The sequence below is a fragment of the Streptomyces sp. NPDC096205 genome, from assembly GCF_044763135.1.
In the GTDB taxonomy this organism is placed as follows: Bacteria; Actinomycetota; Actinomycetes; order Streptomycetales; family Streptomycetaceae; genus Streptomyces.
On sequence record NZ_JBIWFS010000002.1, the window covers coordinates 1,095,082 to 1,117,981 of the forward strand.

Here is a 22,900-nt window from a genome sequence, read left to right on the forward strand (position 1 = left end):
CGGAGGCGAGGCGACAGGGACATGGATCGCGGAGCCCTATCCTTGTCCCCGGCGACGTCGGGGAACAGCCCTCACCGGGGCACCACGACACCAGGCCACCACACCGGCCCCCGTAGCTCAGTGGATAGAGCAGGCGCCTTCTAAGCGCTTGGCCGCAGGTTCGAGTCCTGCCGGGGGCGCAAGTCTCCGCCCTCCCTCCGGGAGGGCATTTTTGCTGGTCAGACCGGGTGAAGCCCGGCACACGTCAGCCCCGGGTCCCCTCTCGACGATCAAGAGCAGACTCCGGGGCTGTCCGGCCGTCACCGGGGTTTCGCGGGTGGCCGTGTCGAATACGTGTCGAAGTTCTCAGCCGAGGCCAGGTGCCTCCGGCAGGTCGCCCGCAGCTTCCAGGCGCCGCTTGAGATCCGGCAGCTGCCCGTCGATGCAGCGGGCGTACGTGGCCAGAAGCACGGCCACGCTGTTCCCGGCCCACTCCGCCACCTGGGCGGGCGGAATCCCGTCGTTGAGCCACTTCGTCAGGCGCGTGTTCCGGTTGTCGTAGACGCGCCGGCCGGTAGGCGACTCGACGACGTGCGGGGGAAGCACGGCCTTACGGGCACTGCGCCACGCCCGGCGAATGACGGAACCGGCGAGGATGCCACCCGCCTCCCCCTGGAAGAGGAGGTCACCCGGCTGGAGCTGTTCGTCCTCGATGTGCTGCCGCAGGATGCGCGTGAGGGCCGGATGCCCCGGCACAGTCCGGGTCTCGCCCTCCGCACGCCCCTTCAGGTCACGTCGCTCGTGGATCTCCCCCGTGTCGGTCCACTGCTTTCCGACCTCCGGGGTCGCCGTGTGGATCAGAAGCTCGCACCACTGGTCGTCGGCGTCGGGCGCGGGCAGGGTCACGTCCTCCACCCGCATGGCCACGGCTTCCTCGGGCCGGGGACCGCAGTAGTACAGGGTGGCGAAAAAGGCGTGAAGTCGCTTACCGCCACGCGGCCGGCTCCGTATCCAGCCGAGCATCGCAGCCGCCTGTTCGGGATTCAGCAACGATCGCTTGTCGACGGCGTTCGAGGTCTTCACGGCAGCCGTCGACTCCTTCCCCTTGGGCAGGGGGTTGGCCCGCAGGATGCGCCGCCGGACCGCGTACTTCATGGCGACGTTGAGAATCCGGCGATTGCGCTTCCGCGACCAGGCCGCCGCCTGCTTGCCGTCCAGCCGGGTATCGATCGCGCGCAGAACGTCGTCGACCTTCTCAGGGTCCTCCCAGGCCGAGACGGGCAGGGAGTTCCGCTCGACCCAACGGAGGATGGCCACCACGTCTCGCGGGGCGTCCGGGCGTCGGTTGGTGTTGAACGCCCACTCTCGCAGAGCGGTCCGCACGGCCGCCGGTTCGAACTGGGTCGGCTTGGCCTTCAACAGGGCAATGGTGGTCGCCGTCAGGGTCTTGGCCATGTTCTTACGGCTGTTGCCACCGAGCTGGGCCCAGCGGGCGTCCACGTACTCGACGGCGAACTTGTACCAGCTCATGGCCGCCGCCTTGGAGCGGTGGGACACCGGAAGCCCCGTGGCGACGACAAAGGCCTCGCCCTTGCCCGTCGCCCGGATGAGTTCGGAGCGGAAGCCCTCGGCGAGCGCGACCGTGTCGAAGGGCTCACGCCAGCGTTTCCCCGCGACGACCCACCGCACGGTGTACGTGGTCTTCCGCGCACCCTTGTAGGTGAGGATCTTGTAGACCTTGACGTCGTACGTCGTCTCCATCAGGCGGCGTCCTCACGGTCGTCGAGCCAGTGTTCGAGGTCGCTCCGCCGGACCCGGAGGTCACCGTTCGGGAGCTTGATGCAGCGCGGGGCACGACGCTTGGCCCGCCAGTCGTAGAAGGTCGAGCGGGAGATGGCCAGTTCCTCGCAGACCTCGGCGAGGGTGAGCATGCTGCGTGGCCGGACGGCCGTAGTCATTCCTTGCTCCCTTCGCTCAGGAGGGCTTCGCGGGCGGTCTCGCGGTTGGTCTGGAGGCCTCGGGCGATGGTCGCGGCGAGGGCAGCCTCGCCCGGCGTGTGGCCATGGCCGGCGTACTGCCAGTCCGTCAGGACGAGGACCGTGTCCGGCTCGGTGTCGTCCAGGCCGAGGGCTTCGCGCTCCTGGGCGGCCCGGTAGTCGGCGCGCTCCTGGCGGAGGGCGCCGAGGGTGGTGGAGTACGTACGCGACTTGGACGAGAAGTGCCCGCGGAAGCCGAGCATGTGCGCCCAGGCCCAGAGGCGCCGGTCCGGGTAGAGGCTGTCCAGGTCGCGGCACGCGGTGATGAGCCGGCGGGTGTGGTCGGGGACCTGGTGGCGGTCGAGTTCGGCGAGTTCGCCGATACGGCGGTCCAGGGTGCCGGTGTTCTCTGCGGCCTTGGTGGCGTACTTGGCTACGTACGAGGCCACGGCCTGTTCGGTGATGTCGGAGCCGTCACCGAAGGCCTTGACGGGGCGGATATCCAGTTGACGGCCCCAACGGAAGGTGCGGGCCGGTTGGTCCCCGGCAGCTGGGACCGAGACGGACGTGTACGAGTGCGCTGCTGCGGCGCGTAGGGCATCCGTGAGGAGGTCGACGGTTGCCCAGGCAGGCGGTGGCGTCCCGGGCCCCTCCGGGCCGTCCAGGCGTACTACGGCATGGAAGTGCAGGGCCCCGCGCTTCTGGAACTCGGCGACCTTGCCGTACGAGACGCGAACGTGTTCGGCGAGCTCCCGACGGGTCAGGCCGGCGCGGGCGGCGAGTTCGCGGCGGAGCCGGGTGGTGAAGCGCTGCCAGAGCTGCCCGCCGTAATTGTTGAACAGCACGGCGCCCGCGTAGTCGTACGTGTCCGGGTCGAGGGCGGTGCCCAGCTCGGGGGCGTCGGGCGCATGCTGAGTGCCGCAGCGGCAGTTGCCGTGATCGGGCCGGTTGTGGACCGGGCCGAACGACGGTGCCGTGAGCGTGGCGAAGACGCGCGGGTGATCGCGGACCGTGGCGGGGACGTCGCGGCGGTCGTCCCCGGCCAGACCGGCGCGGATGAGGTGGTACGTGTCGCCCGCGTAGGTCCAGGCGCAGGCGGGGCAACGGGAGGCACGCCGGTTGCCGCAGGCGAGGCGGAGGCGTCCGCCGGGCTCGTCCGCGGTGGAGTAGTGGTGCAGGGTCTCGCCGCTGGCCTTGTCCTTGTGGAGGACCCACCCCGTGAGGTGGATCGGATCGGAGCAGCCGCCAGTGCGGCGGATCTGGTCCTCCCACCGGGCGTAGTCGGAGGACGAGGCGACTCGGAGCACGTCGCCGAGGGTGATCGGGTCGAGCAAGGTGTCTGGCGTGGGCGCACTCGGTGTCGCGGATGAGGCGCGGTAGGCCATGCTGGGGGTTCCTTCCGGTTGCGAGATCGGGCGGGGACGGCGCCCGGGCGGCGGATGCTTGGCGGTATCGAGGCCGCCCGGGGGCCGGTCAGCGTCGCTTGGCGTCCGCGTTGACGAGCGAGCGGATCACCAGAGCGCAGATGGCGACCGAGACGCCGGTGACGGCGACGGCCAGGAGCATCGAGACGAGGACGGCTCCGAGGACCAGGACGACGGCGGTGCCGCCGCCGACAAGGGCGAGGGCGGTGCCGGGGGTGAGCTGGACCGTGGGCCGGGACGACGCCGAAGGCGTAGGGGTGACCGACAGCGGCGGCTCGGTGTTCGGGGTGCCGGTGGCCGGCTCGACGACGGCGGGCGGGGTGGTGAGGCCCGTCGGCATGGGCATGGTGGGGATCTTCGGACGGAACATCGGGGATCTCCTTTCGCGGGCTACTTGACGACGGTGTTGATCGCGGGAGCCAGGACGCTGTCGGCGAGGAGGAAGCCGCCGAGGAGCAGTACGGCGATGAGCCAGGCCGGCGGGCGGATGAGCTTGATGCCGAGGTAGCCGACGACGAGCAGCGCGAGCCAGAGCGGGACCTGCATGGCGGTGGCCTCCTAGCGGACGCGGCAGCGGTGGGTGCGGGCGGCGAGCTGGGCGGCGGACTGGCCGGAGTAGTCGGCGGACCAGCCGCAGCGGTCGGCGGTGCAGACGGCGGCGTGCTTGGTCTGGCCGTGGTGGTCGCGGTGGGTGCCGATCTGCACCGGGCCGATGCGCATCACGGAGTGGAAGTGGTCGCGGGCAGGCATGGCCGGTTCTCCTTCCTGGTCAGGTGAGGTGGGCGGCGATCGCGTCGGCCAGGTGGGGCGGGACGCCGAGGCGGGCCCGGAGTGTGTCGGTGTCGATCGGTGAGCCGGTGCGGATGTGGTACTCGTCGGCGACCTTGCGGGCGTGGTCGACGAGGACGGGGGGAACCGCGGGGGCCGGGGTCGAGGTCGGAAGGGCCGGTGTCTCGTCGGCTGCGGGGGCTGGGGGCTCCGGAGCCGTGTCCTGCTCCGCGGTGGTGTTGGGTTCGGGCTCGGAGGCTGGCGCGTCTGGCGTCTGATGCTTGGCGGAGTGGGCGAGGAGGGTGCCGCCGAGGAACGCGAGAGCGGGCCATCCGGCGATGCCGAGGCGAAGCAGCGCGGGCGGGTCAGCCAGGTCGAGGAATCCGGCGGTGGCGACGTTGGCGCCAAGCGAGGCGAACAGCGCGATGAGGAACCAGGACCAGGCGAGCCGGGAGGGTCCCTCACTGCGGAGCCGCCGCCAGGCTGCGACCAGGAGCAGGTCGACGCTGACCGGGTAGGCCCAGGCCTTCCAGCCGTCCTGTCCGGCAGCGGCCGCCAAGTCGTGCAGGTGGGCGAAGGACAGGGCTCCGGCAATGACGGCCTGGACCAGGACCGCATCGATGCGCAGACCGGCGCGGGTAGCCATCAGGAGTCCTCGGCGGCGGTGCCGGGCGGCTCGGGCAGCGAGGCGGCCAGCGAGGGGCTGACAGCTTCGACGAAGTCGAGATCCGCGCCGTTCATGTCGGCGTACAGGGCGAGTTGACCGAGGAGGAGGACGGTGCGGGCGAAGTCCTCGCAGTCGGGGCACATGGCGGGGTTCTCCCTTCATCAGGCACGGCGGGGGTAGGGACTTGGCGCGAAGGCGGTCGCGCTGACCGGAGAGGTGCGGCAGGTCAGGCCGTAACGGGGGCCGTCTTGGACAGCGGCGCGGAGACTGCGGCGGCGGTGCCGGTCAGCGCGGGGCGGAAGGGCGCCAGTTCGGGCAGTTCCGGGGTGCGGTCGGCGTGCCGGTTACAGATGTTGACGGCCTGGCGGAGTGAGGTGTGCGGGGCGCGGATGCGGTGCCACCCACCAGTCGAGTCACCGGCGACGGCGACGCCGCGCATCTCGGCGGGAATCTGGATGGCAGCCAGGACAGCATCCGGGGAGATGTCCCCGAAGGCCATGTTCGCGGAGGTCTCGTCGTTGACGCGGTGGGCGGTGCGGCCGGTGAGCTGGGCTCGGAGCATGGTGATGCCCTTGCCGAGTTCGGAGCCGAAGCGCTGGCCGCAGATTTCGAGGTAGATGCCGGCCGCGCGGCCGAGCTGGGCGAGGCGAGCCAAGGCTGTGATGATGCGGTCGCGCCGCTTCTCTTCTTCCTTGTTGGCGAAGAGAGCGAGTTCGGCGACCTCATCGACCAGGACGACGACGGGGGTCGGGCGGAGGTGTTCGGGCAGGTCCCAGATATCGGCGGCGATCTCGGCGTCCGGTACGTCGGCAGTAATGCGCTGCTCGGCGCGGATGAGTTGATAGACGTCCTTCATGCGGATCACGAGCGCGTCGAGGAGTTCGGCGGCGGTGTCGGGATCGTCGGCGAGGGCGGAGAATCGGCGAGCCAGCGGGAACAGCTCCACACCCTGCTTGCAGTCGATGCCGACCAGGGCGACGTCCATCGGGGCGAGCCCGGCAACGAGGTTGCGCTGGTAGACGGACTTGCCGGACTCGGTGGCGCCGAGGGTGAGGGCGTGGGGTATCGCCCGGTAGTCGCGGTAGTGGACGGCACCGTCTTCGCGCAGAGCGACCGGGACCCGCATCGGCCGGGTGTCGGTCCTGGAGGGCATCTGCACGCGCTTGAGCACGTCGTAACCGGTCATCCTCAGCTCAACCACGCCCGAGCGCAGCTCACGCGAGGTGACGCCGTACATCGAGAAGGAGTGGCGGAGCCGGTCGGAGGCGGCGGCGAAGTCGAACGCGTCCTGCCCGGGCCGGAGTTGGAGCCGGAGGACCAGCCCGGTGCGGGTGGGCCGTAACCGCAGGATGCGCGGCGGTCGCGACTCGGGCACGGGCCGGTTGGTCATCCGGGCGAACGTGAGGCGCCAGCGCGAGGGCGGGACGGTCAGCCCGCAGGCGTCCATGACCGAGGCGTACCGGATGAGGACGCGCAGCGTGGCGATGATGACTCCGAAGGTCAGCCAGTACCAGGCGGGACGCCGCCACCGCAGGAGACCCGCAGTGGCGACGACCAGCAGTAGCGCGACCGTGACGGCGGTCATGATCAGGCCGCCTTCGCGGCCGTGTCGACGAGCGAGGTCACGGCGACCGCGCGGAAGGCGATGCCGTGCCGCTTCTGGCCGTTGAAGTCGTTCTCCCAGGGCCGGGCGACGAGGCCGGTGAGGGCCACCGGGGTGCCCATGGCCAGCTCACCGGTGATGCCCGGCTCCGGGACGGTGACGGAGAGGATCTCAACCTCGTCGTTGGCCGCGAACATCACGTCGACGGTCATGAGCTTGGCGCCGGTGTCGGCGTCAGTGGCGATCTCTCCGGTGCGGCGGTCACGGACCTTGGGCTGCGGAGTCTTGGCGACCATCACAGTGGCGGCGGTGGTGTCGACAGGGATCTGACGCATGGCAAAGCACTCCTATGCAGAGGTGGGACTCCGTCACTCATGTATATGAGTGACATGAAGAAGAGCGCATGACTCCTATACATGAGTCAACCCGCCGCGAAGAAGAACTCGCGACGGGCTGCGGGGAGTTGAGGGAACGTCAGTCCTCAGCAGGGATGCGGTACTCGAAAACGAACTGGTCAGCGGCCATGAGCGTGTCGCAGACCTCGACCACGTGCCCCTCGGTCGTGCGAGCCTCACGGATCAGATGAACCACCGGCGAGCCGGGGCTGAGCGCGAGCTCCGACGCCTCCGCCTTGGAGGCCGGCCGCGCCTGCAACGTCTCGACGAACTCCGCGAACTCGTGCCCGTGGTCCTCAAGTCGGGCATAGATGCCGCCTCCGCCAGGGTTCTCGGCGAACAGCTCGGGGATCTCCTTCACCACGTCCCACGGAAGGTAGGAGGTGGCGGTCTCGACCGGAGTGCCGTTGCGGAAGTAGAGGCGGCGCCGAGCGAGAACCTGATCGCCGGCTTCAACACCCAGTCGCCGAGCAGCATCCTCAGGGGCCGACATCGGCCCGATGTACAGGACGCTGACCTTGGCCGTAGCGCCGGACTGCGCCGACTCAGCGAGGTAGGCCGCCTTGCCGCCACGCCGGAGCGAGCGCCGGAAGCGATCAGAGGAGCGGTGCCGCACCGGCGGCCGATCCTTCACGATCGAGCCCTTACCGTGCCTGGTCTCGACGAGCCCACTCGCCCGCACCTCGACCATGGCCTTACGGATCGTGCCCCCGGAGACGCCGTAACGATCGACCAACTCTGACTCACTCGGCACCATGTCACCAGGCTTGAGGACACCAGCCCGGATCTGCTGCACGATCTCGTCGGCGATCTGCACGTACCGAGGCCCCGACCTGCCCCCACCTGCTTCGGTTCCCATAGTCCTTCCCCGCCTCCTATGCTCCTGTATATGAGTACCCAGGATGCAACTTTGCCGCCACTCCACTCCGTCTCCGTCGCCGGGGTCGTAGTGCGCGAGGACGGCCGCCTCCTGGCGATCCGCCGAGCCGACAACGGCACCTGGGAACTCCCCGGCGGCGTACTCGAACTCTCCGAGACCCCCGAGGCCGGCGTCGCCCGCGAGGTCCTGGAGGAGACGGGCATCCACGTCGAGATCGACGAACTCACCGGCGTCTACAAGAACACAACCCGCGGCATCGTGGCCCTGGTCTTCCGCTGCAAGCCCTCGGGGGGAGTCGAGCGCACATCGAGCGAGTCGACGGCCGTGGAGTGGCTGACGCCTGACGAGGTCAGCGAACGCATGGCCGAGGTCTTCGCGATCAGGCTCTTGGACGCGCTGGACGGCAACGGCCCCCACGTACGAAGCCACGACGGCAAGCGCCTCATCCCAGCGGGATAAGACTTTCCCTACTTCATCAAGGCGGCTCGCTCCGCTCCCCGCGCGCGGCCCGTCCCCCGGCCGGGCCTGCGCTCCTGTCTCCGCCCCGCTCCAGCCCGGCCGGTGCCCGTGCCGCGCATACAGCAATCAGCCGCCTGAGGCCAGAGAAGGGATACGTCGTGGCTGGGGCGGTCGGCTCCACGGCTTTACGGAGCCACTTTGGCGCGAGCCTCGCAGATCATGGCCCCAACGTCGTGCTTTACCGGGCAGGTCCACAGACTGCCCGACGCGCCGGAAGCTTACGGGGCCATGATCACTCGCGCCAAAGCAGCGCCACCCCAAAGCCGCTCCACCGACCTGGATGGGCCCGCAGTGAGTCACTAATTGACGCTTTGATCATCGCCGCCTCGGCAGGCCTGTGTCAGGCGGTTCAGAGTCCGACCGCAACCCCAAACAAGCCGCCACCACCTCGGCACGGTGCTGCGATTGAGTTCCCGCCACGGCCACCTCAACCCTCCGCGTGTGCTCCGCCTCCCTCCGTATCACCACTTTGTACCTGAATGCGCGACGGATCACCTCCGACAGCATCACCAGCACAAACAGGGCCAGCAGCGCCCAGGGGCTGCCATCTGTTGCCGCTATCACTGCATCGACCGATGCCACGTCGTCTCCCCTCGGTCGTCCCACTCACCATGGGATCGATGCAGCAAACAGTCCCCGCGCAGCGCAGTTTCCCTCTAGCGTGGTGAAACTCTGCGGAAACTGATCAGGGGGGGACATGCCCGGTGGACGGCCAAGCAGGTCCAGCCAGCAGCCACAGCCCGAACTGGGCGAACTAGCTGACTGGTTCCGCACAGCCCTCCGCGACGCTGGACACGAGACAGCACATGCTTTCCTGAGCGCATCTCGGCGGCATCGGCAGGTCCCTCCCCCTGACAAGAACGCCGTTTACGACATCGTTGGAGGCAAGCGTCTCCGAGATCTCGAAACCACCCAGCGGCTTGCTGCGGCACTGGGGCAACCCGTCGACTCCGTCACTGTCACATGGCTCAAGGCCAAGCGGCTCCTAGATCAGAAGGAGTTGGCCGCGCGCCGGCATGGACCGACCGTAAGGGCCAGCTGGGCAGACATTCCCCTGCCTGATGCATGGTTTGAGGACCTCTTACGAAGCCAGGCTCGTGCAGCTGATCAATTCCCTTATGATCTACTAGGCGTACGCAAGCCGCCACTGTCTGACATTTTCGTCGAGCAGGACATTGAGCCCCTGTCACCTGGCTCCAGCAGGCAGGCACTGCGTGGCGGTGAGCCAGCACCCACCCTTGCCGCTGCCCTATCAGCACATGATCACCTTTTCATCACTGGGGGACCGGGGTCGGGCAAGACGACCCTCGGCCAGCATCTGGTGCGCCAAATCGCTCGCTACTGGCTGCGGGAGACTGACGCAGAACTGCCGTGGTGCACTGAAGCCGTCGCTTGCGTCCGCGTCACATCGGCAGATCTGCTTACACGCCATGCCTGGTACCAGCAGCTGAGTAATGCTGTAGCCCGCACCGGTACCTTGATGAGCCCGATTGGACCCGAACGCTTCATTCAGCGCCCACATGGCGTTCGATGGCTCATCATCGTCGACGGACTCGACGAGATGTCAAATCCCAGCAGTCGGGATAGCGTCCTGCAGACACTAGCAAGAGAGATCAGGCCGAATGGAAATTGTCGGCTTATCATAACGTCACGACCCCTCCCACAGGAGGAGCTAAAACCCTTTGAGAGCCTGCCGGGGATTGGCTTTTACACCCTCAAAGGATTCGATGAAATTCAACAGCTCGCTTTTGCTGAACGATGGTTCACAACCCAAGGGGATCATAACCCATCTTTAAGGGCTCAAGAATTCCTTGAAGAAGTCGACCAGGCAGCTCTGCAAGAAGTACTCCAAGTCCCTCTACTAGCAACTATCGCAACTGCATTTCGCAGCCGCAATCCGCGTTCACCGTTACCACAAGGGCGGATTGCGCTCTATGAGACTTTTCTTGACGACCTTCGTGCCGCACGGGAGGGAAGCAGGGATGTTGTTACTCGCTTCTGTGATAGATGGGAGGCCCGCGGGTTTGGTCGCCTTGCCTATTGGCTCCTGGAACATCGCGATGAATTAGTGACACATCTCGCATGGGAGAGCATTGAGGCTCAGCGACTAGCCCCTCGCCTGCTCGAAGCAGCTCAGAAGTGGTTAGCCTCACACCTGCCGTCGGGAATGAAATGGCCACAAGGAGCCCAGGGCGAACTTGGCAATTTTCTTGCACAGACAGGCGTAATGGCCTTCGACGGTACTGAGCTATCCTTTCTCCATAAAACGTTTGCTGAATTTATAGCGGCGCAGGATGAAGTCAAGGGGATCCCTTCGGACTTCCCGCATCTGGATACGTGGTCCGAGGCCATCACTAACGCTGCCAAACGCAATCGAGTCCTGTTCACCTTCGCTCTGTGGGCGCGGGAGCCTGGCAACGACGTAACTCTCGTCGTCCGCCACCTCCTGGCCGGGAACCTGCGTCATCGAATCATGGCCCTGCGTCTGGTCACGGCTGGGGTACCGCTGGGTCCCGCGTTGGAACGCTCAGTGATCGACCGCCTAATGGACTTCGCCGACTCGGATGACGACTTTTCCTCGCCGGAGAGTCAAGTCTTGTCGGAGCTCTCCCAGATTCGCGGGAATAAACGACTCGCAACCCACCTTCGGACGCTCGCGCAATCCGAAGGGCTTAAAACGAATCTACGAGCCAATGCTGCGGCAGCTTACGCAAATGTCGCCTGCTTGAGCGGGGGAATCGAGCTACTGAGAGAGATAGCCGAAAGCGCCTCACCTCGAGCCGCACTTAACTGCTGCCGCATACTTTCTTCTGTCGACCCCAAAGGGCAAGCATTTCGGGTCGAGGTTTTGCTGCGCGTATTAGGTGACCCTCAAGTTGAGAATTGGTACCGTCTCGATGCTGCTGAGCAGCTTCTAGCCCTAGGCGAGGTGGACGGCCTATTCGAATTCGCCCGCTCCATCTTGGGTGGTTCCGAGCAGAATTCGGGAGTGCTTGAGCGGGCGGGAGATTTACTGTTCACTATAGCTGGACAGACCGGCACTGAAGAGGTAAATAGCGCTGTCGCCAATAAGAAAGTCATCATCGCATGGTCCCTTAAGGGCCTGGCCATGACGTTGCTTCGATTTGGCCTCGTCGATGACGTGCCCCGGTTCGCGCAACGTTTGTTTAACGAATCTGCCGACGATGAAGAGATTGGTGAGCTCGTCAACGCCTGGGTCGACAACGCTGGATCGGACGCAGCAGACAAAATCGTCGAGATTATGCGTGACCACCCAGCCTGGAACACTGACGTACGTCCGGACGTAGCACGTGACCTGCTAGAGAGCGGGTTCAAAAGCCAGGCGGCCGAGTTAACCCGAATGAGCCTTGCTGCCGCACCACGCAGCCGATACTGGTTGAATCGGGAGCTCGGTCTATTGATCGACGCCCTTGGCGCGGAGGCGGGCCCCGAGGCTTTGGCCTGGTGCAAAAATCTCCAAGCTTCTCCCAATGAATACACTTCCGTGATGAATGCCCTCATTCGCGTTGGAGCATCACCACAGAACATTCTCCCACTGGCGCAGATGCTGCTGTCTCACCCGGGCACAGGAAACAACGCCTTTGTAAGTGCTACCAAGGCTATCTTCCGACACGATCACCATGACGGGTGCAGTGTAGTAATTGAGGCCCTGCGTGCTCGCCCGTACGGCGGTGCAGCTCTGCGTTCCCTGCTATTGCCAGTTTTGGCCGAGCATGGTGAAGACGCGGCTGTATCAGAACTCGCACTAGAGCTGCTCGCTGATCCCGGCGTGACGACGCCTGAGCTGACAGCGGTGATCCAAGCGTGGCTTACAACGATGGGCCGCGCGGCGATTCGGGAGATTATGGCCCGCGTCGAGGCCTCCGTTCCACTGACAGCTGACCAGATCATCGACATTGCGACGCTTCTTACCGACGAGGGGTTCTCTGACGAAGCAGCTCGTTTGTGGTGTCAAGTATGTACGGCGCCAGGCACAGCAGTTGAGACGCGATGGCGGGCACTGCAGCAGGTCATGGACCTTGGAGCAGACGGTCAGGCCGCTCAAGCCATTCAGGGAGTCCTGCTCAGGACACCTGAACCTGCCGAAGCCTTGATCCTTCGGCGGCTCCTTGCTTGGCTCACCGCCTCCGACTGAACCCACTCTGGTCCCAGTCCGCCTTAGCGCCGACTTGCCCACATCCGCTAGAGGTCAGATGTGAGGGATAGCCGGCGGCTGGTCAATGCCTCATCGAGACCGGCATTGCTGAAGTCAATAGCTCGCATGTACAGAGGTCGTGTGCAGGACGCATGGCGCACCACAAGCGCACCAGATACTGCGGGGAACGCCGGGGAACCACGGTGAAAGCAACTGAGCTCCGAGAGGCATGAGCCACACCGTCAGCGCAGGTGCGCGTCGTTGGTCTCGGGCATAGGCCCCCTATCTAACGGGCCCGCGGCCCACGCCAAGAGTCAGTGCCCTGCTCACGTGCCTCGCTGAGCGGCCGGTGCGAAAATTGCCAGACAGCCCGCGGAACACACCGTGGCGATCTTGGAAGCCAACCCTGGCGGCGGCCGGCGACCGCCTCCCGCCCTGCCAGGGCGTAGAGAACCAACGGAGGGCAGATGAATCCATCAGACCGCCAGGAGACGGGCGACCCCAGCGTGCGGGACTTCTTTATCAGCTATACGGGCGAAGATCGCAAATGGGCTGAATGGGCAGCCTGGCAGATTGAAGAGGCCGGACATACGACCGTTCTACAGGCCTGGGATTTTGAGGCTGGTTCTCATTTTGTTACTGAGATGCACAGGGCAACACGGATTGCGGAACGAACTATCGTCATACTGTCCAACGCATATTTGAATTCTTCATACGGGGAGGCGGAGTGGCAGGAGGCCTGGAGGGCTGACCCGCTCGGAGATCAGAGAAAGCTTCTAGTCTTTCGGGTCGAAGACTGCCCGCGGCCAGGTCTACTTGCGCAGTTGGTGTCTGAAGATCTTTTCGAGGTAAGCCCAGAGACTGCACGTTCACGTTTGCTTGCCGCTGTTCGTCGAGGCCGGCGGAAGCCTGCCGTGCCGCCAGAGTTTCCATTGCAGGAAGCTCCGGCAGAGGCTGTTCCATTCCCCGGCCGCCTGATTTCGGCACCAATCGATGCTGCCCTAGCAGCGGGAGGCCCGCTGACCCCCGACAATCCGTTTGCGGTCGCGTTGGCCTTTTGGTACATGGCTCTCGAAGATGACTACGCTAGCCTGCACACCGTAATAACGCCAGAGTCGCAAAGGCGGTGGAATCTGGGTGAAATACGCAGCAAGACTGAGAGTGGCGGCATTACCACGGGCGTCATGAAGCCATGTTATGACGTTGCATACGTAAGAATAGTCGTGGAAGTGAGGGACGAAGGCGAGGCTTTGGTCGTGGCTGGAGGCCTGCTACCTACAGAGGTAAGGGTTCTGACCCTCGTACTTCGACCGGAGCTCGGCGGCTGGCGAGTGCACAATTTCGGATTGCCGGGTGATCCAGCTGAAATGCCACGTACCTGGAGCCCAGAATAGGCTGCTGCTGTGACAGTAAGGCCTGTCGACCAACTACTCGTGCACCTGACTGCCCGCATCAGCACCGGCAGTGCTCGATAGAGTGTCAAGCGTACCCCGCCATTGAGTAATCGCCTTATCGATCAGCAAGGCGCTAGCTTGCCCGCAACTATAGCTTTGAACGAGAACGCCATTCGCTTCTCTATGCCTTGCACTACCAGCAACCGAACATGTGCACCGGTGTTTCCCCGCCCCGAGGATTAGCACTTTGGTGAGTGGCTAACTGCGTGACAACGCCGACGAGCACAGGCGGACGAGCGCGGACGTCTGCGGACTGTCAGTGCAGGTGAGAGGCCCACGAACCCAAGCGAGCACCCCGCCCAAGTGCAGCAGTTCCTGGCCGACTCGGCCAACCGGACCGTCGAGTGCTTCGGGACGAAGAGGTCATTACCCAATGCCCCACCACCACGGTCCGCCGTCGCAACTTACTCTGACGGACGACAACAAGTAACGCGGCTGAGGCCGGTCGCGGTGCGCTCGACATCGGACCTACAGTGACGATCGCGCTCACGGCTTGAGAGGGTGCCCGGGCGTCCTGTGGAGGAGCCGGTCGGAGCGCCACCCGGCGAAGGCCCCGTCACGCGAGCGTACGCCCTGAAGATCGCCATGGAAGAGCACCGCCGCCTCAGGTCTGCGCGCTGGAGGATCGGCCAGGTAGGCATTGATATGATCCCAGGTTTGCAGGTCAGCCGTGAGGTTTTCGTACCACGCCAAGCCGCGGGAGTTGCAGTTCCTGCACAGAAGCCCTCGTACGCATTGCCCACACGACGACTGCCCCGGACAGCAGGCGTGATCATGGTCGATATGCCACCAAGACAGCCCTTCCATCGACGGGCCGCCACCTAGGCCTTGGCACAGCGGGCAGGTGTCATCCTGAGCTCTGAGAATCGCATTGACGCGTGCAAGCGTCAGTCCGTGTCGACGCGCCTGCCGCATTGCATTCCGGCACTGTGGACATATCCTTCCCTTGGGGCCTGCGTCGATTCGCCATAAGTTGTCCAGACACACCACGCACGGCTCGCCCAGCGTTTCGACCCATGCGTAGAACTCTTCGTCGGTCTTCCAATCCACAGCCGCAGGCTAGACGTCGCCACTGACAGTCAGCGGACATGCCCAGTGTGAACGTTGCACCACAAGCGCACCAGATCGGGCGGGGAACAGCGGGGAATCACGGTGAAATGGACCGAGCCCGACGAGGCCCCGCCCCAACCCTTCGCCCAGGTCAGCGCCCGGACCGACCGAAATGACCGCAGGTTCCCAAGCTGAGGGCCCCATCCTGCGATCAGGCCTCCCAGGCCTCTTCGCCACCAGGACCGACCGCGACGGCATCGACGCCGGTGCCGATCAGATGCCATGACTCGAACTGCGGGTCGGGGTTGATGCACAGGCCGGCGCCATCCTGGAAGTCGATGGTCAGGGTGCCGAGGCCTTGGACGTCGACGGCCGCGACGGATTGGCCGAAGAGGTCGAGGACCGGTGCGAGGGCGATGCCCGTACCCGGCTCCAGTTCGTGCCAGATGCCGGACGCCTCCCGGAACAGAAACCGGGTTTCCAGGATCAGCTCGGCTTCGACGCCATGCCCACTGCCGCCCTTGGAGTTCAGCGTCAGGCGGACCTGATGGTCAAAGGCGGTGCGGTCCACCGTGGTACCTGTCAGGCCCCGGGGGACCTTCAATCCGGTTCGCATGCCGACCAACTTGCCATAGGGGTACGCCCAAGGGGCATCTGCGATGCCGGGTAGAGCGCACGCAGCAACATGACCAACGGGGAGAGACCGGGCTTTCGGCCTGGCTTCTCCCCGTCGGAGTGGATCGTGCGTGCGCCGCCAGCCGTCGCCGAACGCATTTGCGCTGTCAGGGACGATGAGGGTCCCTCACCGCCGGGAGGAGACCGCGGCTGGTTGCCACGCGGAGCACGGCACCGAGAGCCCCGGTCAGTTCCTTAGCCAGCCGGCGTAGGTCTTCTGGGCCCGTGTCCTGGTCGTCGAGCGTCTCCGAGGCATGCTCCAGGAGTTCCGTCGCTGTTCCGAGCTGTACCGCCTCGATGTTGTCCGCCAGGCGGGACATGAAGCCGCCCTTGTCGTCGGTGCTCAGATAGCAGGGCTTGCCCTCCGGTCCCGACCACGGGAGGAGGCGTAGGTCATTCGGTGGCGTCATGGTTGTGTCTGCCTCTCGTCCGTCACGTGGTGGGTGGTGAAGACCGCATCGACCCGGTCTCCCGGGAACACCAGGAGCGCGGCCTCCACCACTCGCCCGGTGGAGTCGGTCGCCACACGGGTGATCGCGAGGACTGGTGCGGTTGAATGGGTACGGAGGGTCGATGCTTCGTCCGGTGTCGGTGGGCGGGCGCGCGCCGTCTCCTGGACAGCAGCCGGCGGCGGGCCTAGCAGGGCAAATCTCCCGGCTACGGCCCGGCATGCTGACTCGTCGTCTAGTACTCCGGCCGGCGCGAGGTCGCGCGGGGTGTAGATGCAGGCCAGGCCGTGCGGGGAATCTCCCGCGTAGGTGATACAGCGGAGTTCGGCGAGAGAGCTGCCTGTAGGCACCTTCAGCAGCGTTGTCAGGTGTCCGTGTGCCTGAACTGTGGTGCTGTGGACGGTGACGCGGAGGGCCGCTTCAGTGGCCGTCCATGGGTCCAGCGTGCCCCATCCACCGACATACACGATCTTGCGGAGTGGGCGGCGAGCGAAGTTGCCCTTGCCGTGAATCTTCTCGACGAGGCCCTCTCCCTGGAGGACTGCGAGGGCACGCCGCAGGGTCACTGTGCTGACCTTGTAGCGGTCGGCGAGGGCTGTCTCGGACGGGAGGCGATCCCCGGGCTGGATGCGGCCGTTCGTGATCTGGTGGCGGAGGTCGTTGGCGATGTCGTGATGGCGAGGAGACACCGGCCGGTCACCGCCTTCTCAGCATGCGCACGGCGGCCAGCCTGGTTCGCGTGTGTATGGTCAGCAGCTCCCCCGTCTCGAAGAGGAGTTGCTTGGCTCCCTGGGGAAGTTGCCAGAGGTCACGCACACGGTGGGCCACACCGCCGAGTTGGATGATGTCGCCGCGCTGCACGGTGGCCGCCGTGACCTCGATGTTGGTGGCCAGCGCGCCGTGAGGGGCCCGTTCGATCACCGCTTCACCTCCCTGGGCGTGGGCCAGTCGGACACTGAGTGGCATGGGCAGTCGCACGCCTCGTAGACCACCGGGAAGTCGGTCGGCGCCGCGGCAGGGGTGGACTCTGAGCAGGTGGGGTGTGTGCCGATCCGGCATGCCGTCGATCTGTAGGGGGCTGCCGAGGCGGTCGCGATGTAGAACTGTCGGCGGTGAGGCATCAGTGCGCTCCCGCAAGGCTCGACCAGGCCTCAGCCGGTAAGTGGGGAGCGACGACCACGGGGCGCACATGCGCGCGCTTCTCCCAGGCCAGCACGTACGGGCGGACGAGCGCGACGTCCTCACCCGGGAGTGAGTGCCAGTGACTCCCGCTCACGGGAGCCGGACCCAGGACGGCCGGCACCCCGTCAGTCCCCGCAGGGGAGGCCGGAACGGTCGGCGGCCCAGAGGGCGTTAAGGAGCGGCGATGCCTGCCCCTCGGGAAGTACCGCGCCCTGGTGAGCGAGGCGGCACGGCGGATACGGTTGAGCACGCTGCTCAGCTCCTATCGCTGATGGCTCGGTCCCCCGACATCGCCCGTCGTGGGGACCGCTTTGTTGACGACCGCCCAGAGGGTGCGGCGGTGCAGGCTGGTGGCCAGGAGGCCGAAGCGATCGGCAACGGCCACCGCTTCCAGGACCTCCCGCCATAACTCGGCGGAGAGTGATTCCGGCAGCTCCACCTCGACCGTCGTGTAGCGGTCGTAGTCCTCCAGTCGTGCCGATAGCCCGACGGCGGACAGCCGGGCAGCGATGGCCGCCGCGCTAACTCCTGAAGCGGGCACAGGGCAGCCTCCGTCAACCGGCGATCACTTTCAGTGAAGCTAGTTAACTAGGTTAGAGCTAGTGGACTAGATTTTCCATATGCCTGAGCAGCCGCCCTATCTCCGCATCGCCGACGAACTCCGGCGGAGGATCGCGGAGCACGTATGGGAGCCCGGGGACCGCCTGCCGTCCCGCGCCCAGATCGGCCAGGAGTGCGGCGTGGGCGAAAACGTGGTTCGCAGGGCACAGGAGCTGCTGATCTCTCAAGGTGTGCTGGAGGGCCGCGCCGGGTCGGGCACCTACGTCGCCGAGCCTCGGGAGCGCGTGCGCATGGTGCGGTCGTCTGCGCGTGAGCGGCCCGATAGGTCACCGTTCCGGGCGGACATGAAGGCCGCTGGCAGGCAAGGGGATTGGGAGAGCCGGACCGACGCCAAGGTCCCGGCTCCGGCCGACATCGCTGCACGGCTCGGTATCGCCGAGGGCGACCTGTGCGTCCGCACCACTTACGAGTTCCTCGCCGATGGCAGGCCCCTGCAACTCTCCACGAGCTGGGAGCCGTACGACCTCACCGCCGGCACCCTCGTCGTCCTCCCCGAGGGAGGGCCGCACGCCGGGGCGGGTGTCGTGAACCGTATGGCCGCCATCGGCATCACGGTCAGCCATGCAGTCGAACAGCCCGAGCCCCGGCACGCGACCGCCGAGGAGGCCTCACTCCTGGGCATCCAGAAGTCCGCGCTCGTCACGCACATCCGGCGGACGTACTACAGCGACGAAGGGCGACCGGTCGAGACCGCGGACATCGTCGTGCCCGCCGCTCAGTGCGAGATCGTCTACGAGATCCCGATCAACGGTTCGTAGCGGTTGCTGCCCCAGGCCGATCGGGAGTTGTCGGTCACCTCCGGCGTTGGACGTACCAAGCCGCCGCCACCACGATGAGGATCGCGATTACGAACGCCCACACCGTCGTTGCACCGTGGTACGAGCGGTAAGCCGTCAGAGCGAGCATGTACAGGCGGATACCCGGGGCGGGCGCCTTCAGCCGACAGGCGTCACCCGCGCCTGGTCGAATGCGTGTCGAAGGTGTCGCCCAACCGCAGCCGTCGCCCGGATAACACGAGGTCACAGGGGGCGCGTTGGTGATCTCACCCAGTTCCTTCTAAGCGCTTGGCCGCAGGTTCGAGTCCTGCCGGGGGCGCAAACACCCTCTGACCAGCGGAAACGCTGGTCTTTTCAACACCTGGGCCCCCGCGCGACCAGGCTCAGGCCAAGCGCCGGTACACCCCCTCGCTCCGGCTCAGATGCTGAAGATCGACCAGATATCGCCGTAGCGTCACATGGTCGACGTCGCCGTCCTCGCACCAGGCGCGCAGCTTGTCGTTGACCACGCGCTCCGGATAGTCGACGTCCGGCACGAAGGTCTGCTCGGCGATGTAGCGCAGCACGAGCTGTTTGCGGGTCCACTGGGCCGGCAGGCGCAGCAGGCGGCCGTCGCGGACGAAGGTACGTACGAGGGTGTCGGTGCGCTCGTCGCCGGTGGCCGGGGCGTCGGCCGCGGGCTCGGGGCGTGCGGCGCGGGCGAGCTCGCGGAAGAGGTCGTAGCCGACGTGCAGGGCGCCGTCCTGGTCGGCCGTCACCGCGCCCTGCTCGCGCAGTCGCAGCAGAGCCGTGGCCGTCGCCTTCGGGGTGAGGCCGGCCCGTTCGGCCACCTCCGCGGGGCTCGCCGCGCCGAGGGCGACCGCCGCGAAGGCCCGCACCCGGTTCTCCTCCGCCCACAGCCCGATCAGCCGTACGGCGGACTGCTCCTGTGCCGCTCGTGTGTTCGTCGTCGTCATTCCGCGAGGCTAGTGGAGCGTCCCTGCCTGGGCTGAGTCGTTTTCCCACCGTCGCGGTCCTGCTTCAAAACGAGTGATCCGTCCGTCTGCGCCGTGACCCGCCCACACCCCTCGCGTTGAACGAGAAGTGCGGCGGCGAGTCCAGCTGTCGTGCTCATCGAGTCAAGAAGGAGAACGTGATGTCTCGCATCGCGAAGGCGGCCGGAGTCGCTCTCGGCACCGGCGCCATGGTCCTCGGCGGGGCCGGCCTGGCGCTGGCGGAGGCGGGCGCCCAGGGCGAGGCCGTCGGCTCGCCCGGCGTGCTGTCGGGCAACCTGGTCCAGGTCCCCATCCACGTTCCGATCAACGTGTGCGGCAACACCGTCGACGTGATCGGCCTGCTGAACCCCGCGTTCGGCAACACCTGCGCCAACATCGGCGGCGACCACGACGGTGGCTACGACGACGACAAGGGCGGCTACGGCAGCTGACCTCTCGCATCCGCGAACCGAGAGCCCCGGCACTCCGAGCGCCGGGGCTCTCCCCTGTTCCACGACCGGACCACCAGGCTCAGCCGTACCGGTACACCCGGCTGACATCCTCCAGCTGATCCGGCGTCACATCCCACGGCGGCAGCCGCTCGTGCCGGGCCACGACCCTGCCCTGCTGGCTGTGGCCGGACCCGGGCGGCGTGGCGGGCAGATAGCGGTGCGGGCTGTGGCGCCGCTGCCAGCGCTGCCACTGCAGGTCGATGAAGGCGTGGTGCAGCCAGAACACCGGGTCGTTGACGGAGGCGCCGCCCACCATCGCCCCGCCGACCCAGCGGTGCACCCGGTTGTGGGTGCGCCAGGCCGCGCTGCCCCGGCCGCTCCCCCAGCCCTCCAGCTTGTTGCGGAAGCCTCGGGTGGACGTCGAGTCCCAGGGCGAGACGTCGTACACCGGGTCGCTCAGCGCCCACTCCAGGTCGCTCTTGGTCGGCAGGGCGATCGGATCGCGGCGGCGGCCCAGGTCGCGGGTGAGGAACTCCCCGTCGGTCACGCCCTCCTTGAGCGTCCAGTTACCCGTGCGGTAGGCGAACGGGCCGGTCGTCACCTGCCGGTCCCAGCTGCGGCCGTTGCCGCCGAGCAGGTCGGAGGTCCACGGCACGGAGGACGCCGTACGGTCGCGCGTCCAGTCCCAGTACGGCAGCGACACCGACGCGTCGACCCGGCGCAGCGCCTTCTCCAGCTCCATCAGGAACTTGCGGTGCCAGGGCAGGAACGACGGCGCCATATGGGCCGTCCGCAGTCCGCCCTCGCCGTCGGAGACGTAGTGCTCGATGTGGATGCGCACGAACTCGTCGTACTCGCCGCGCCGTTTGAGCTCCAGCATCGCCTTGACGAACCGGCGCCGCTCGGCGCTCGTCAGGGTGCTGACGTCCCTACGGACGTACGCCATCGTGTCCCCCCTGGTGCATGTGCTCCTGTGCGTGCCGTCCGGTCTCCTCGCGCAGTTTCTGGGCCGGGCCCAGTTCGTCGACGGCCGCGCGGGCGGCCTCCAGCGGGGTGGCGTAGGAGGCGTAGTGGTCGACCATGGTCAGCCAGGTGCCGTCGGCGCGGCGCATCAGGTGCAGCGGGCGGCCGTCGACGGTGACATGCCACTCGCCGTCGCCGAAGGTGCGGCCGGGCAGGTTCTTGACGCCGCGGATGTGGTGGCCCTGGTACATCTCGTCGAACGTGTCGTCGCCCGGCAGGCCGTCACCCGGCCGGCCGTCGTCCGGCCGTTCGCGGTCGACGGGCCGGGAGGCCGCCACCACCGGGGCCAGCGTCAGGGCGGCCGCCGAGGCGAGCAGCCCGCGCATCACGTCCCGCCGGGTCCCGCTCACCGGCGCCGGCCCGGCCGGCCCCGCCGGTCTCCCGGGTCCCTGTTCCGCTCCGACCGGCACTCCGCCGACACCTACGACCATCACGCTCTCCTCGTCCGCTCGGGCTGTGCACTCCTATCGGTAACCGCCGATCGCCCCACCCGGTCACCGTCGGTACGTCCATATGAGGAACACCCCGGCAAACCCACGGGGCCCGGGCGCCGCCTGCCGCCCGGGCCCCGCACTCACGGCCGCACCTCTTCGGCCGTACGGCCGTACAGGCGAAGTCCCGTCCCCCGTACGGCCGTGTGAGGCTTACAGCCCCCCGCCGGCTCCCAGCTCGGCTCCCGGCACGGTCTGCAGGACCGGCGCGAGGAGGCCGGCCTGGGGGAGCTTGAGGTCGGGGAGGCCGAAGGCCTCGGGGTTGGGCGGGGTCAGGGGGGCGTCGAGGGTCAGGCCGGGCGCGAGGGTCTCCAGGTCGGACGCGGGGGTGCCGAGGGCGACGTGGTCGAAGCCGTCGCCGAGGACGTGCGGCACCGGGGCGCGCAGGCCGAGGCCGGGCAGGCCGCCGCTGACCGGCAGCTGCGGGACGGCACGCTCGGGCAGCAGGCGGCCCTCGACGTACTGCGGGCCCTCGGGGGCGCCCGGCATCAGCAGGGGCAGCTCGCCGCCGACTTCGGGCAGTTCCATGCCCAGGGACTGCTCGACGCCCTGCAGCGGCACGGGGACGGGGACCGTGCCGACCGCTGCGGCGGGGGTCGCGGCGGCGGCACCGACGGCGGCCGCGACGCCGGTGAGGACGGCGGCGAGGGTTCCTCGGGTGGTCGGCTTCATGTCAGGTACGGGCCTTTCCTGGATCGGCTTCTCAACGTCCGTACCTCGTAACGACTCCGTACGCGGCGAGCGCGCACAATTCCCCCGACTGCCGCAGTAGTACGAGTGGTCAGCTTGTCCAGAAGTCCCACCAACGCGTCAGCACCAGCATGCCGATCACCCCCAGGTGCAGCACGGGCGGCACCCAGGTGAACTCGTCGAGGAACGTCCTCGCCCAGGCAGGCGCGGGCAGGAAGCCGCGGCGGACGGTGAGGGAGAGGACGTACCAGAACAGGACGATCGTCGCGGCCCAGGCCAGACAGCACCACAGGCACAGCGCGTTGATCCGGTACAGCGACTCGAACTGGAGCCAGGAGACGAAGCCGACGCCGAACAGGCAGCCGGCCAGGAAGGTCAGCCAGTACCAGCGGGGGAAGGCGGCGCCGGCCAGCAGACTCGCGCCGACGCAGATCACGACGGCGTAGGCGACCAGGCCGAGCATCGGGTTGGGGAACCCGAACGCCTCGGCCTGGTCGCTCTCCATGACGCTGCCGCAGGAGACCACCGGGTTCAGGCTGCACCCCGGCGTGAAGCCGGGGTCCTGAAGGAGCTTGAACTTGTCGATGGTGATGACCCAGGAGGCCAGCAGTCCGGCCGCTCCCGTGATCACCAGCAGCAGGGCGAAGGCCCGGCCGGTGCCTTCCGCCCGCGCCTCCGCGGTGGCGGCGCCCACGC

Annotated in this window: 27 protein-coding genes and 1 tRNA gene; 6 read left to right on the plus strand and 22 right to left on the minus strand. The window is 67.0% G+C overall.

What is annotated here, in order from left to right:
* The first annotated feature begins 106 nt into the window (after positions 1-106).
* Positions 107-179: transfer RNA gene (locus ACIQ6Y_RS11370), tRNA-Arg, on the plus strand.
* A gap of 166 nt (positions 180-345) precedes the next feature.
* On the opposite strand, the gene ACIQ6Y_RS11375 is transcribed toward ACIQ6Y_RS11370, so the two are convergent.
* The 11 genes from ACIQ6Y_RS11375 to ACIQ6Y_RS11425 form a co-directional block, all read right to left on the minus strand.
* Entirely contained in the window at positions 346-1,740 is a 1,395-nt protein-coding gene (locus ACIQ6Y_RS11375; protein WP_404035777.1) for a tyrosine-type recombinase/integrase, read from the minus strand.
* Complete coding sequence (locus ACIQ6Y_RS11380) at positions 1,740-1,937, minus strand: helix-turn-helix transcriptional regulator (RefSeq protein ID WP_392274722.1); 198 nt, start codon at positions 1,935-1,937, stop codon at positions 1,740-1,742. Before ACIQ6Y_RS11380 ends, ACIQ6Y_RS11375 begins: the two co-directional genes overlap by 1 nt.
* Positions 1,934-3,340 (minus strand): replication initiator protein RepSA, encoded by a 1,407-nt coding sequence (gene repSA / locus ACIQ6Y_RS11385; RefSeq protein WP_404035782.1) that lies wholly within the window; start codon positions 3,338-3,340, stop codon positions 1,934-1,936. Before repSA ends, ACIQ6Y_RS11380 begins: the two co-directional genes overlap by 4 nt.
* Positions 3,341-3,428: 88 nt before the next feature.
* Positions 3,429-3,749, minus strand: a complete 321-nt coding sequence (locus ACIQ6Y_RS11390; protein WP_404035785.1) for a SpdD-like protein — start codon at positions 3,747-3,749, stop codon at positions 3,429-3,431.
* Between the two features lie 20 nt (positions 3,750-3,769).
* On the minus strand, positions 3,770-3,925 hold the full coding sequence (locus tag ACIQ6Y_RS11395) for a hypothetical protein (RefSeq protein WP_404035788.1): 156 nt from the start codon (positions 3,923-3,925) through the stop codon (positions 3,770-3,772).
* A gap of 12 nt (positions 3,926-3,937) precedes the next feature.
* Positions 3,938-4,129, minus strand: coding sequence for a mobile element transfer protein (locus ACIQ6Y_RS11400; RefSeq protein ID WP_404035791.1), 192 nt, complete (start codon positions 4,127-4,129; stop codon positions 3,938-3,940).
* Positions 4,130-4,148: 19 nt separating this feature from the next.
* Entirely contained in the window at positions 4,149-4,793 is a 645-nt protein-coding gene (locus ACIQ6Y_RS11405; protein ID WP_404035793.1) for a DUF2637 domain-containing protein, read from the minus strand.
* Positions 4,793-4,957: a hypothetical protein gene (locus ACIQ6Y_RS11410; RefSeq protein ID WP_404035796.1), complete on the minus strand. Its 165-nt coding sequence runs from the start codon at positions 4,955-4,957 to the stop codon at positions 4,793-4,795. The genes ACIQ6Y_RS11405 and ACIQ6Y_RS11410 overlap by 1 nt, the downstream gene beginning before the upstream one ends.
* Positions 4,958-5,040: 83 nt before the next feature.
* Positions 5,041-6,399, minus strand: coding sequence for an FtsK/SpoIIIE domain-containing protein (locus ACIQ6Y_RS11415; protein ID WP_404035798.1), 1,359 nt, complete (start codon positions 6,397-6,399; stop codon positions 5,041-5,043).
* Between the two features lie 2 nt (positions 6,400-6,401).
* Positions 6,402-6,752: a hypothetical protein gene (locus ACIQ6Y_RS11420; protein ID WP_404035800.1), complete on the minus strand. Its 351-nt coding sequence runs from the start codon at positions 6,750-6,752 to the stop codon at positions 6,402-6,404.
* A gap of 139 nt (positions 6,753-6,891) precedes the next feature.
* Positions 6,892-7,671, minus strand: a complete 780-nt coding sequence (locus ACIQ6Y_RS11425) for a GntR family transcriptional regulator (protein WP_404035803.1) — start codon at positions 7,669-7,671, stop codon at positions 6,892-6,894.
* Between the two features lie 18 nt (positions 7,672-7,689).
* Here ACIQ6Y_RS11425 and ACIQ6Y_RS11430 point away from each other — a divergent pair, with 18 nt between their 5' ends.
* The 3 genes from ACIQ6Y_RS11430 to ACIQ6Y_RS11440 all read left to right on the plus strand — a co-directional run bounded on the left by ACIQ6Y_RS11430 (position 7,690) and on the right by ACIQ6Y_RS11440 (position 13,761).
* Positions 7,690-8,151, plus strand: a complete 462-nt coding sequence (locus ACIQ6Y_RS11430) for an NUDIX hydrolase (RefSeq protein ID WP_404035806.1) — start codon at positions 7,690-7,692, stop codon at positions 8,149-8,151.
* Positions 8,152-8,908: 757 nt separating this feature from the next.
* Complete coding sequence (locus ACIQ6Y_RS11435) at positions 8,909-12,367, plus strand: NACHT domain-containing protein (protein WP_404035809.1); 3,459 nt, start codon at positions 8,909-8,911, stop codon at positions 12,365-12,367.
* Positions 12,368-12,834: 467 nt separating this feature from the next.
* Positions 12,835-13,761, plus strand: a complete 927-nt coding sequence (locus ACIQ6Y_RS11440; protein ID WP_404035812.1) for a toll/interleukin-1 receptor domain-containing protein — start codon at positions 12,835-12,837, stop codon at positions 13,759-13,761.
* Positions 13,762-14,307: 546 nt separating this feature from the next.
* On the opposite strand, the gene ACIQ6Y_RS11445 is transcribed toward ACIQ6Y_RS11440, so the two are convergent.
* The 6 genes from ACIQ6Y_RS11445 to ACIQ6Y_RS11470 form a co-directional block, all read right to left on the minus strand.
* Positions 14,308-14,736: an endonuclease domain-containing protein gene (locus ACIQ6Y_RS11445; protein ID WP_404036397.1), complete on the minus strand. Its 429-nt coding sequence runs from the start codon at positions 14,734-14,736 to the stop codon at positions 14,308-14,310.
* 346 nt (positions 14,737-15,082) lie between these two features.
* Positions 15,083-15,487 carry a DUF6188 family protein gene (locus ACIQ6Y_RS11450; protein ID WP_404036400.1) on the minus strand — a complete coding sequence of 135 codons (405 nt, stop codon included), beginning with the start codon at positions 15,485-15,487 and terminating at the stop codon, positions 15,083-15,085.
* A gap of 166 nt (positions 15,488-15,653) precedes the next feature.
* Positions 15,654-15,956 (minus strand): hypothetical protein, encoded by a 303-nt coding sequence (locus ACIQ6Y_RS11455; protein ID WP_404035815.1) that lies wholly within the window; start codon positions 15,954-15,956, stop codon positions 15,654-15,656.
* Positions 15,953-16,684: a GntR family transcriptional regulator gene (locus tag ACIQ6Y_RS11460; protein ID WP_404035818.1), complete on the minus strand. Its 732-nt coding sequence runs from the start codon at positions 16,682-16,684 to the stop codon at positions 15,953-15,955. Before ACIQ6Y_RS11460 ends, ACIQ6Y_RS11455 begins: the two co-directional genes overlap by 4 nt.
* Positions 16,685-16,691: 7 nt before the next feature.
* On the minus strand, positions 16,692-16,916 hold the full coding sequence (locus ACIQ6Y_RS11465; protein WP_404035821.1) for a hypothetical protein: 225 nt from the start codon (positions 16,914-16,916) through the stop codon (positions 16,692-16,694).
* A gap of 523 nt (positions 16,917-17,439) precedes the next feature.
* On the minus strand, positions 17,440-17,718 hold the full coding sequence (locus ACIQ6Y_RS11470; protein ID WP_404035824.1) for a hypothetical protein: 279 nt from the start codon (positions 17,716-17,718) through the stop codon (positions 17,440-17,442).
* 79 nt (positions 17,719-17,797) lie between these two features.
* Between ACIQ6Y_RS11470 and ACIQ6Y_RS11475 the strand changes: the two genes are divergently transcribed.
* Complete coding sequence (locus ACIQ6Y_RS11475; protein ID WP_404035827.1) at positions 17,798-18,556, plus strand: GntR family transcriptional regulator; 759 nt, start codon at positions 17,798-17,800, stop codon at positions 18,554-18,556.
* A 401-nt stretch (positions 18,557-18,957) separates the two neighbouring features.
* Here ACIQ6Y_RS11475 and ACIQ6Y_RS11480 read toward each other — a convergent pair whose 3' ends face one another.
* Entirely contained in the window at positions 18,958-19,530 is a 573-nt protein-coding gene (locus ACIQ6Y_RS11480) for a DUF2087 domain-containing protein (RefSeq protein WP_404035830.1), read from the minus strand.
* A gap of 179 nt (positions 19,531-19,709) precedes the next feature.
* Here ACIQ6Y_RS11480 and ACIQ6Y_RS11485 point away from each other — a divergent pair, with 179 nt between their 5' ends.
* Positions 19,710-20,000: a chaplin gene (locus ACIQ6Y_RS11485; RefSeq protein WP_404035833.1), complete on the plus strand. Its 291-nt coding sequence runs from the start codon at positions 19,710-19,712 to the stop codon at positions 19,998-20,000.
* A 79-nt stretch (positions 20,001-20,079) separates the two neighbouring features.
* Here ACIQ6Y_RS11485 and ACIQ6Y_RS11490 read toward each other — a convergent pair whose 3' ends face one another.
* From ACIQ6Y_RS11490 to ACIQ6Y_RS11505, 4 genes are all read right to left on the minus strand, one after another.
* Positions 20,080-20,946 (minus strand): tyrosinase family protein, encoded by an 867-nt coding sequence (locus ACIQ6Y_RS11490; RefSeq protein WP_404035836.1) that lies wholly within the window; start codon positions 20,944-20,946, stop codon positions 20,080-20,082.
* Complete coding sequence (locus ACIQ6Y_RS11495) at positions 20,930-21,454, minus strand: tyrosinase family oxidase copper chaperone (RefSeq protein ID WP_404035839.1); 525 nt, start codon at positions 21,452-21,454, stop codon at positions 20,930-20,932. The genes ACIQ6Y_RS11490 and ACIQ6Y_RS11495 overlap by 17 nt, the downstream gene beginning before the upstream one ends.
* A 213-nt stretch (positions 21,455-21,667) precedes the next feature.
* Positions 21,668-22,186: a hypothetical protein gene (locus tag ACIQ6Y_RS11500; RefSeq protein ID WP_404035842.1), complete on the minus strand. Its 519-nt coding sequence runs from the start codon at positions 22,184-22,186 to the stop codon at positions 21,668-21,670.
* Between the two features lie 109 nt (positions 22,187-22,295).
* Positions 22,296-22,898 (minus strand): vitamin K epoxide reductase family protein, encoded by a 603-nt coding sequence (locus ACIQ6Y_RS11505; protein ID WP_404035845.1) that lies wholly within the window; start codon positions 22,896-22,898, stop codon positions 22,296-22,298.
* Between the last annotated feature and the right edge of the window lie 2 nt (positions 22,899-22,900).